General features: G+C 62.6%; 6 protein-coding genes. 1 reads left to right on the top strand and 5 read right to left on the bottom strand.

Translation table 11 applies throughout. The features are described 5' to 3' along the window. A partial coding sequence (locus tag ACXJKM_RS29935; RefSeq protein WP_457356651.1) for a PA14 domain-containing protein occupies positions 1-440 on the top strand: 440 nt, incomplete at its 5' end. Positions 441-611: 171 nt separating this feature from the next. On the opposite strand, the gene ACXJKM_RS29930 is transcribed toward ACXJKM_RS29935, so the two are convergent. From ACXJKM_RS29930 to ACXJKM_RS29910, 5 genes are all read right to left on the bottom strand, one after another. Further along, complete coding sequence (locus tag ACXJKM_RS29930) at positions 612-2,786, bottom strand: family 16 glycoside hydrolase (protein WP_457356650.1); 2,175 nt, start codon at positions 2,784-2,786, stop codon at positions 612-614. Positions 2,787-2,891: 105 nt separating this feature from the next. Continuing rightward, the gene (locus tag ACXJKM_RS29925; protein ID WP_457356649.1) at positions 2,892-4,301 is read right to left on the bottom strand and encodes a glycoside hydrolase family 43 protein; all 1,410 of its coding nucleotides are present in this window, start codon (positions 4,299-4,301) and stop codon (positions 2,892-2,894) included. 44 nt (positions 4,302-4,345) lie between these two features. Continuing rightward, positions 4,346-6,028 carry a glycoside hydrolase family 43 protein gene (locus ACXJKM_RS29920; RefSeq protein WP_457356648.1) on the bottom strand — a complete coding sequence of 561 codons (1,683 nt, stop codon included), beginning with the start codon at positions 6,026-6,028 and terminating at the stop codon, positions 4,346-4,348. Between the two features lie 162 nt (positions 6,029-6,190). Then, the gene (locus ACXJKM_RS29915) at positions 6,191-7,567 is read right to left on the bottom strand and encodes a glycoside hydrolase family 43 protein (protein WP_235532098.1); all 1,377 of its coding nucleotides are present in this window, start codon (positions 7,565-7,567) and stop codon (positions 6,191-6,193) included. 195 nt (positions 7,568-7,762) lie between these two features. Continuing rightward, complete coding sequence (locus tag ACXJKM_RS29910) at positions 7,763-9,235, bottom strand: tryptophan halogenase family protein (protein WP_457356647.1); 1,473 nt, start codon at positions 9,233-9,235, stop codon at positions 7,763-7,765. Positions 9,236-9,364 lie beyond the last annotated feature (129 nt).

Below are 9,364 nucleotides of genomic sequence, written 5' to 3'. Positions count from 1 at the left end.
CCAAGTCGGTGAACGAAATGCGCCGGCGCAAACCCATCAAGACCGTTTGCCTGGCCCAGCTCGACATCACGCCGCGCGACCACCGCGAGGGCTTCCCTGGCCTGGACATGAACGAATGGTTCGGGCTGGACATCCGCTTCACCGTCAACATGCCGCAGGACCTCACCATGGACCTCATGCTGCTGTCTGACGACGGGGCCATCCTCACCATCGATGACGTGGAGGTGATCAACAACGACGGCATCCATGCGGCGTATCCGCTGATGGAAACCGTGAAGCTGGCCAAGGGCCTGCGTAATTTCCGTGTGCGTTACTTTCAGGGGCCTGGCTACGGTCTCGCGCTGATCCTGGGTTGGAAGAAGCCGGACGGCAAGGACTACCAGTACATCCCCCGCCGGCTGCTCGGCCGCCCGCCGGCCGCCGCTTCGGCCCCGGGATAGCACGATGCCGCGAGCTTGACCCGTGCACCGCTGGGTTACGCGCTGACCACTGTGGTCAGCGTCCATCTGCCGGCTGCCCACCGCGACTCATGCTCGCCGCGTTTCTCGTAGGAGAACATGTCGATTTCAGATCGACCATCATCGGTCAGACCGATGATCGACCGCAGAAGTTCACCGCGCCGAGCTTGGATAAACCGGACGCTGTCCAGCGATGGCGGTCGCTGGCTTCGGCAAAGTGCCATCCAGTCTGTTGATCAGCACATTGTCGAAGTACGGCGTGCTGACGCGGTTCTGCGATGCGCCCGCCATCAGTCCCGCCATTCCCTTCCCGTACAGCGTGTCGGTCGCACTGAGTACCGCTTTACCGTCGACGACGGCGGTGATGGTGGACCCGCTGAAACGCAGCGCCAATTTGTGCCACCGGTTCGGCGCGATGCCCGCCAACTGCGTCGTCGCGAGCACTTTTTCGCCACCAGGACTGCTGTCGTTTTGCGCCTTGATCAAGGCCTGCTGCTCGGCGTCGCCTTCCAGCTTCTTCGGGTCAGCCTTGCCGCGAATGACCACCAACCGCAACTGCCCGTTGTCGTCCAGTTGCGCGAAGTAGCCCTTCGGCGTGACGCCGAAACCCGTGCCAACGTGGTTCACACGCCCCATCACGGCGGCCGCGTCGCCAGGCTGCAGATACACGTCGGCGCTGACTTCGTAGTCTTGCCAGGCGTCGTCACCCACGATGGTGTACGGCTGCCAGTCGGGCCCCCACGAGATCGTTGGCACTGGCGTCATCTGACGCAAGCAACGTCCCTTCCCCCCTGGACAAGCGGTCAACTCGAAGGCACCGCTGATGTCGGAGAAGTAGCGCGGCAAATAACCCCATTGCTTCGGATCGGCGTACTGTTCGAAGGTCTCGTAATAGGGGAAGGGGAAAGCCTTGACCTCCGGGATCTTGTCGAAACCACCCTTGCGCTGCCCGCGGGTGGTCGTCAGTGAATAGACAGCATGCGGATCGAGGGTGAGCGTCACGACACCATTGACCGGTTCGAGGTCATCCTGGCGTACGAAGTGCTCCTTCTCATTGCTGCGCCAGACAGCCAGCTCGTTCGACGACAGGCCGCCGCCAATTTCGAACCGGACCTGCTGCGGGGCCTTGGCGTCTTTGGTTTCAAGGATGATGCTGTAGTCGCTGGCTGGCGATTTCAGGGTGACATAAGTGCCGCCCGCCGTCAGGTCGCCACTACCACCCTTGAGGTAGGTCCAGCCAATTTCGGTGAATTGGCCGTAATGGGCGTAACCCCAAAGCACGGGGTTGAGCTGGTAATGCGCACTCCAAGGCCAATTGGCCCGTATGGCCGCTTCCTTCTCGCCGGAATACGGGGTCATGGTGTACAGGCCTGCAATGCCATACCAGTTGACGACCTTGGTGGCGCCGCTGCGAACAAAATTCTCGTTGAAACCCTGCACCATCGAGATCAGCCCGTCGTAGCCAGCCTTGTACACGTGCTGCTCGGTATTCCAGATCGGCTTGTTGAGGCGGTCGGCCAACTCGCGCACCGATGCCGGCGTAAATGACTCGGGCGGATTGATATGGGCGCCGATGATGTCGATCGAGTCGCGCAAGTCTTTGTCCGTCAGCATGTCCTTCACAAAATTGAATTTCCAATCGTCCGGCCAGTTGTCAAAGGCGTGAATCTTTGTCGACTTGAAACCATTCGCTGTCAGGGTCGTGCGCAGCGCCTTGCTGAAGTCATAGCTCACGCCCTTTTCATTGCGAATGCCGATCGCGTCCAGCTCCAGCCCATACACCTGGCGCAGGCCCTGGAGCCACGTCACGTAGTAGTTGGCCGTGTCTTGTGAAAAGAAGTTGAGGTCGCCCTTGTCGTCGCTACCGGCTTGTTTTTTAAATACCGGGCCCTGGTCGCCCAGCCATCCGGGCGCGCTCCAGGCGGTGGCATCAAGCGAGAGTTTTGGATTGCGCTTCTTGGCCTCCTGCATAACCCACCACATATAGCCGCGCGAATAATTCAAGTCATCGCGCTTGTGCATGTGGCTGGGCATGGAACCCTGCGTGGAATTGCCGTCGCCGGGAATTTCGACGTACAGCGCGCTGACGGAGGCACCGAACCTGGGCTTGTAAATCAAATCTAGGATCTGGCTGCGCTGGGGTTCCGGATAATCCTTCAACAAGACCGAAGTGGCCCCGCCGCCATCGACGACGCCGATGCCGTCAAAACGCTTCCCGCCCGCATCGCCTTGCAGCGTAATGCGCTGCTCTGGCGGTGATGCGAGTACGCCGTTGAATCCGATAATCAATAACAGAAATATAACTGGCAAGGAAAAACGGCCGCGCATAGGAAACTTCCACGAAATCGTCAGGCCGGGCTTAGGCCGGCAATTAAAAACAAATTAGTCTCGCGTATTGGGAAGTTCGACTTCGTGCCGACCCGATGCCTACAGCTATTTTGAGAATTGCCAGTAATCGAACTTGAACAGTTCTTCGCCGGCCGCACCGCGGAATACAAAGAAAAGATCTTGGATGCCGGAGGCTCCAGAGATCTCGGCCAACTGCTGCTTCCATTCGCCGCCGGTTCCCGAGACCGGCAGGGTGCCGATCAACTGGCCGTCGAGCTTGCCCAGACGAATCTCGATCTTCGCCCCGCTGGCCTCCTTGGCCTTGGCCGTGCTGGAGAGGCTGGCCATGAAGGCGCGCGCGCCGGTCACGCCGAAATCGACATTTCGCACCTGGATATAGGCCCCGTCGTGGATGTCGCGCACGTTCTGGCCGCCGGCGCTGCTCGGCTCGATCTTGACGCCGGAAGACCAGGCGATGGTCTCGGCTTCGACTCGCTTGTAGGGATCGAGCGGGCCGACCGGTGCCGGCCCTTCCTTGGTCGGCTGCACCATCGGGACCGAACCATCGGGGTTGAACTTCAACTCGTCGACGCACACGGAACGTTTGAAGCCATCGCCTCCCGGAAGCGCGGCGTTGTGATAGAAAAGGTAGGTCTTGCCCTTGTAATCGACCACGCCCGGGTGGTTGGTGAAGGCGCTCTGCGGGGCCATGACGGGGCCGCCGTAAGTCCACGGCCCTTGCGGTGTGGGGCCGGTGGAGTAGCCGAGAGGCTCAGGGAGCGGACCAGCGGCAAAAAACAGGTAGTAGCGCTCATTGCGCTTATAGAGCCAGGGGCCTTCTTCGTAAGACGTGCCGCGTTTTGCGTCCGCAGGGATGCGCTCGCCCAAGGCCTTGATGGTCATCGGATGCCGAATGAGGCCGTTCTCCCCGACGCTGGTGTCGTAGGAAATCATGTTCTTGTTCAGCTTCACCGACCACAGATTGGGATTGCCCCAGGCGAGATGGGCCTGGCCCTTGTCGTCGATATAAACGGTCGGATCGATACTGTCATACTGGCCGCCGATCAGCGGCTTTTTGAGGGGATCGGTGTAAGGCCCGAGGGGATTGTCGGCGACCAGCACGCCAATGCCCCGGCCTTGCAACGGAGCATAGAGATACCATTTGCCATCCCGCTCAATCACCTGGAGGGCCCAGGCGCCGTTGTCAAAACCATCCCCGCCTGAGATCTCCTTGGCGGCCCAGGGAAAATCCCGGAGGGAGGCGATGGCGCCATGCTGGGTCCAGTTCACCATGTCCGTCGTCGTGGCGAGCACCCAGTTCTTCATGTTGAAGTTACCTTTTTCCCCGACATCTTCGTCGTGGCCGGAAAACAGGTAGAGCGTGCCGTTATGGACGATGGGGGCCGGATCGGCCGTGTACATCGTTTGAATAACCGGGTTGAGCGCGAATGACGTCGCGGGCAGCAGAGCCAACACGGACAAGAGAACGACAGCGGAGAAGGTTGGTTTTTTCATGACGGGCGGAAATTGGGGGAAGTGGGAAATAAGGTCGCGCCGCGTCAGCGCCCGTCTTTCGCCCCTTGTCCGATTCGGTAATAGTCGAAGTCCACACGGCCGCCGGCGGTTTTGGTCGAGTAATAGAAGAGACCGAAGCGATAACCCATGAAGTGCTCCGGAAGGGTGTAGTGAAGAGCCGAGGGACGTCCGATGGGGGTCCAGGATTTGCCGTCGAGGCTGTAGGAGAAGCGGGCGACGTCAGGCGCGGGCAGAAATTCGCATTCGACCTTGAGGTGAACGGTTTTGCCGGAGAGGGGAACGGAGGCGATTTCCTCGGGATTGCCGGAGTCGGCGCTCACCATGACGAGAGATCGGGTGCCGCCGCTCATCTTTACGCCAACAAACCCATAGTCTTTCTGAAAAGCGGCGATGCCGGCCAGGTCGCCGTCTTTCATGCCACTCACGTCGATGCTCGTGGTGGCGAAACTGCTGGGGCCAAAGGTGCGCTGGGTGAGGGTGTTCGTGGCCTCCGGCAACGCGGAAACGACCCGGCTGGTGACGAGGCTCAGGTGGCCCGGGCGCTTGGTAAGCGACCAGTCACGAGGCTTGGGGTTGTGATTCCATTGCCAGGCGAGGGGCAGGTCGGGGTCGCCGGGCTGGCGGTCGAATTCGTCGGAGGCGACGATGCCGGAGGCGCCGGAGACGCCCTGTCCGCCGGCGGGGATGTCGAGCGTCATGGGCGCCTTGCCGTTTTCGCCGAGCACGGGCCAGCCGTCCTTCCAGGTCACCGGCACGAGATAGGGAATGCGACCGACGGCGCCGTTGTCCTTGAAAAGATAGGCGTACCACTTGCCTTCGGGCGTGTCGATGAGGCCGCCCTGGGCGATGCCGCGGTCATCGAGCACGATGCGACCCTCGTAGGGACCGTCGATTTTGTCGGCGCGGTGGACGATGACGCTGCGCGCCCAGCGGCTCCCGGGCGAGGCGATGTTGACGAGGTAGTAGCGGCCGTTGATCTTGAAAAGCTGCGAACCCTCGCTGAGCCCGCCCAGGTCGGAGCCGAAGACGGCGTTGAGATTTTCGATGATGACCTTGTTCACGCCGCCGGGCTTGATTCCAGAGAGGTCGGGTTGCAGCTCGGTGAGCGTGATGCGACCGGCCCCCCAGAGCATGTAAACGCGACCGTCGTCGTCGAAAAACAGGCTGTGGTCATGCAGCGCTGGCTCGAAACTCGTCTCTTTCCACGGGCCGCGCTCCGGATCGCGCGTGGTGTAAATGTGGGTGCGTCCGCTGGTAGAGGCGAACGTCGAGACATAGAACACGCCGTTGTGGAAACGCAGGCTGCTGGCCCAGGAGCCGCGACCGTAGGCGGTTTTGCCGTTTTCGAGGCGCATGGCTTCGTTGTCGGCAAGGGTTTCATAGGCGTAGGAAGCCATGCTCCAGTTGACCAGGTCCGTCGACTTCATGATCGGCAGGCCCGGGCTCATGTGCATCGTCGTGCTGCTCATGTAGTAGGTCTTGCCCACACGGATGACGGCGATGTCCGGGACGTCGGCCCAGATCAGCGGGTTGTGGGCAGGAGCCGCCTGTGCAGCTGGTGCTGCCTGTGCAGCCTCGGCCGCCGGAACGACCTGAGACGCGACGGAGAGCACGAGGGCCATCAGCATGGGAAAGATCGGGCGGTTCATGAGACGCGCGGGAGAGCCGGCGGAACGGCGGCCCAGGCTGCCAGCGTGTGTGTTCATGTTTTGTCTCTGGAGTAGTTATTGCGAGTCCAGCGCCGTAAAGGCAGCAGCAACGGCCTGAAGCAGCGCACGGCGCGACGGCGAGGAAGCGTCAGCTGCGGCGACGGAAATCTCGTTCTTCTTTATCGCTCAGATCCGGGGGCGGCTTCAGGGTCGCAGACCTCACTTGCGCTCGAAGCGCCAGTGATCGAACTCAAACATCGTCGGCTCGCCTTGACCCCTGAAGATGAGGTAGAGGTCGTGCACGCCCGTGGCGCCTGAGACCGGCACGCTTTGCTGCTGCCACTGATCCCGGCCGCCGGTGCGGGCCACCGTCAGGGTGCCAAGATGGGGACCTTCGACGCTGTCGAGCCGCAACTCGATCTTGCCGCCGTCCATTTCGCTGGCCACGTTGGCGACGAAGCGTGATGCGCCCTTGCTGCCAAAGTCGACGCCGTTGACCTTGATGTAGCTCAGATCGGTGATGCGCGTGACATACATGCCGGCCTTGTCACTGCGCGCGGTCTTGATGCCAGGCGCCCAGTCGAACGGGCGATCCCGATCCCGCTTCACGCGGGACGTCCAGGCCATGGTCTCGGCCTCCACGCGTTCGTAGGGCGACAAGGGTTTGAGCGGAGCGACGCCGACGTTGTCCCACCAGGGGAGCATGTTGATGGTGCCGTCCGCGTTGTAGTCGAACCGGGTCACGGTGACGGAGCGGCGTTCGCGATGGATGGGCGTGTCGGCAAAGTTCAGCCGGTAGTTGAACCCGAACAGGTAGGACCCACCCATGTAGTCGATGATGCCCGGGTGGTTGCCAGTCGAGTTGGTGTTGTGGTCCATGATGTCGCCCTTGTAGACCCAGGGGCCGGTGGGCTTGTCGCTCATGGCGTAGCCAATGCCTTCGGGGCAGCAGGCCGATGCGTAGGCCATGTAGTACTTGCCCTGGCGCTTGTAGAACCAGGGGCCTTCCTGGTAGTTCCCCGGCTTGGAGTCGATCTGCTTGATCTCGCCCGAGTAGGAAATCATGTCCTTGTTCAGCTTGACGTACCAAAGATGGGGATTGCCCCAATACATATAGGCCTGACCGTCGTCATCGACAAAGACCGTGGGATCGAAGTAGCCGTTGGCCTTGTCGATCAACGGCTTGCCCAAGGCATCCTTGAAGGGGCCTTCGGGCCGGTCGGCCACGGCGACGGCAATCACGCTCTTGGGCCAGCCCTGCACACTCACCGACGCGTAAAGGTAGAACTTGCCGTCGCGCTCGACCACCTGGGAAGCCCAGGCATCGTTGTCCTGCACCGCCCAGGGGAAGGTGGCCAACGACGCCACGACGCCCTTGTCGGTCCAGTTCGACATGTCGGTCGACGCGTAGAGCCGCCAGTTGCGCATCTTGAAGTCGCGGGCGTCGTCCTCGTCCTGCCCGGTGTAGAGGTAGACAACCCCCTTGTGCACCAACGGTGCCGGATCGGCGGTGAAGCTGGTCTGGACGACGGGGTTCTCGGCCTGGCTCGGCTGCGGCCAGACGCAGGCCTGGACAAGCGCCAGGAGCGCAAGCACGCGCGCAATCATGGGAAACCTCGATTCGGAACGATGCGGAGCGGCGAAACGGCCATCCGCTGGGAAAACTACGGGCGATTTCGACCCATGCCGCATGGCGCTTCACCTTTCAGGTTGATCAGTCCGAGCTGACGCCAGTGGGCGTGCAGCAGATGGTTTTTATCGTGCCCGCATGAGCTCAAGATGCGCCAGGGATCAGCCCAGCATCTTGAGCAGCATGCGATGGTGCTGCGGCATGCGCGCCACCGAGGCTTCGATGGCCTTGCGACGCTGGTCCAGCGCCTGCGTGGCGCGCTCCGGCGAAATCTCCGCGAAGACCGGATCGTTGCGCTCCGGCCAGTGCTCCATGCCGGCGTGGATGGCCAGCCAGCTGGTGGCGTCGAACCCCTCTTCGTCGTACTCATGCAGCACGCCGTAGCGACGCCACAGCTCCATCCGGAAGGCCAGCGTCTCTGGCAGCTCCATCGATGACACGTGCCGCCACAGCTCGCTGTCGCGGCGGCGGGTCAGGCAGTAGTGCAGGATGATGAAGTCGCGGATGCGCGCGAAGCGGCGAGCCGCGCCGTCGTTGAACAGGGCCCGGTCGTTCTCGTCCACCGGCCGGCCGGCGGTCAGCAGGGTCATGAGACGGCTGATGCCGTCCTGGATCAGGTAGATGCTGGTGGACTCGAGCGGCTCCAGGAAGCCGGAGGACAGGCCGATGGCGACGACGTTGTGCACCCAGAAGCGCTCGCGGTGGCCGGTGGTGAAGCGCAACAACCGCGGCTCGCCGAGCGGCTTGCCGTCGAGCCGGGCCAGCAGCTGTTCGCGGGCACGGTCGGCGTCGATGAAGCGGCTTGAGAACACGTGGCCATGACCGGTGCGGTTCTGCAGCGGGATGCGCCACGCCCAGCCCCCTTCCAGCGCCGTGGCCTGGGTGTACGGGGCCAGTTCCTCGCCGACCCGCTCGGTGGGACAGGCCCAGGCGCCGTCGACGGGCAGCCAGTGGCTGAAGTCGACGAAGGGCTCTTCCAGCGCCTGGCCCAACAGCAAGGAACGAAAGCCCGAGCAGTCGACGAACAGGTCACCCTCGATGCGCCGGCCGTCCTCCAGCTGCACGGCGGCCACGCCACCATCGGCACGGCGGGACACGTCGGTGATGCGTCCCAGCGTGTGGCGGGCACCGCGCTGCACGGCCARTTTGCGCAGGAAGGCGGCGTACTGRACRGCRTCGAAGTGGTAGGCGTACTTGAACTGCGCCTGCTCGTCGGGCAGCACGAAGCGGCCCTTCATCGCCATCACCGTCGGCACGCACTGCACGCCCAGCGGYTCGGYCAGCCCCATGCGGCGGTGCTGGCCCCACAGCGTCTGCGAACCGAACAGGTTGCCGAAGTGGCCGAAGGTGTGGAAGTAGTCCTTGCCCACGTCCAGCCAGTCGCAAAAGCGGATGCCCAGCTTGTAGGTGCCGTTGGTGGCGCGCAGGAAATCGCGCTCGTCKATGCCGATCAGCTGGTTGTAGTTGCGGATGGAYGGGAAGGTGGCTTCGCCCACGCCGAYGATGCCGATSTCCTCGGACTCGACCACCTCGACGGCGGCGCGGCCCTTCAGCCCGGTGACCAGCGCCGCGGCCACCATCCAGCCGGCGCTGCCACCGCCCACGACGACGATGCGAGCAATTTTCTGCGTCATAGAGACTCTGCCAAGTTCTTGGGCGCCATCAATGATCTGCGCCGACGTCCATCATTTCCATCTCTGGCCACGCGGCGCCGACCCACGCAAGTGGGCATGCCGCCCGGACAGTCCGTCCAGGCGGCATGC

The sequence above is a fragment of the Roseateles sp. P5_D6 genome, assembly GCF_054049415.1.
The sequence above is the reverse complement of the archived record's forward strand: the minus strand, read 5'-3'. Positions and strand labels throughout refer to the sequence as shown.

What these genes read in the sequence shown, in the direction of transcription:
- ACXJKM_RS29930 (WP_457356650.1), bottom strand. Translation starts at nt 2,786, where the DNA reads ATGCGCGGCCGTTTTTCCTTGCCAGTTATATTTCTGTTATTGATTATC.
- ACXJKM_RS29925 (WP_457356649.1), bottom strand. Translation starts at nt 4,301, where the DNA reads ATGAAAAAACCAACCTTCTCCGCTGTCGTTCTCTTGTCCGTGTTGGCT.
- ACXJKM_RS29920 (WP_457356648.1), bottom strand. Translation starts at nt 6,028, where the DNA reads ATGAACACACACGCTGGCAGCCTGGGCCGCCGTTCCGCCGGCTCTCCC.